The organism is Agromyces humi (assembly GCF_009720255.1).
In the GTDB taxonomy this organism is placed as follows: Bacteria; Actinomycetota; Actinomycetes; order Actinomycetales; family Microbacteriaceae; genus Agromyces; species Agromyces humi.
The window spans coordinates 1-1,157 of sequence record NZ_WJSP02000653.1 but is presented as its reverse complement, the minus strand read 5'-3'; the positions used below and the strand labels follow the sequence as shown (position 1 = coordinate 1,157).

At 74.4% G+C, this 1,157-nt stretch carries 1 protein-coding gene; it reads right to left on the bottom strand.

All coding sequences use genetic code 11. The features are described from left to right. The coding region (locus tag GH736_RS23240; protein WP_159607414.1) for an APC family permease at window positions 1-1,157 on the bottom strand (1,157 nt) is incomplete at both ends.

Here is a 1,157-nt window from a genome sequence, read left to right as displayed (position 1 = left end):
CAGCCGTCGGCGCGGTGTGCGCGGCCTCGACGGCGTGCGACCGCGGAGGCGATGATGCGGTACGCCGCGCCGACCGCGAAGACGACGAGCCCGCCGATCACGGCCTGGACCGGCAGCGTCACGACGAGCACGAGGCATCCGATCGCCCCCGCCACGTTCAGCCAGCGGGGGATTCGACGCTCGGACGCGGGCTGGGTGAACGCCGAGGCGTTCGCGACCAGGTAGTACAGGAGCACGCCGAACGAGCTGAACCCGATCGCGCCCCTGAGGTCGACGACGAGCACGAGTGCGACGATCGCGACGGCCACCGCGATCTCGGCGACGTACGGCACGTGGGACCGCGGGTGCACCGCCGCGAGCGGCGCCGGCAGCTCGCGGTCGCGCGCCATTGCGAGCATGGTGCGGCCGATGCCGGCGATGAGGGCCAGCAGGGCGCCGAGCGCGGCGACGGCGGCGCCCACCTGCACGATCGGCACCGCCCACTCCCAGCCGCTGACCTGGACGAGGTCGGTCAGGGGAGCGTCCGCGCCGGCCGCCAGGTAGCTCGCCCCAAGGGTGAGCAGGAGCACGATCGCGACGGCGGCGTAGATCGCGACGACGAGGGCGAGGGCGAGGGCGATGGCCCGCGGGATCGTGCGCGCCGGATCGCGCACCTCCTCCCCGAGCGTGGCGATGCGGGCATAGCCGGCGAACGCGAAGAAGAGGAGTCCCGCGGACTGCAGCACCCCGTACCAGCCGGGGACGGGTCCGCCTGGCGGGTCCTGCTGCACCGGGATGCCGTGGCGGAACAGCTCGGTCGCTCCCGCGACGAGCACGAGCGCGAGCACGGCCAGGACGACGGTCACGATGAGCGTCGCCGCCCGCGCGGTGCGAGTGATCCCCAGCAGGTTGACCGCCGCGAGGACGAGGACGGCCGCCACGGCCACGGGTCGCTCCCACACGGTGGGCACCAGGTAGTCGGCGGCCGTGAGCGCCATCGCCGCGCAGCTCGCGGTCTTGCCGACGACGAAGCCCCAGCCCGCCAGGAATCCCGGCCATTCGCCGAGGCGCTCCCGCCCGTACCGGTAGGCGCCGCCCGACTCGGGGTACCGTGCGGCGAGCTGCCCCGTCGAGCTCGCGTTCGCGTACGCGACGAACGCGGCGATCGCGAGGCCCGC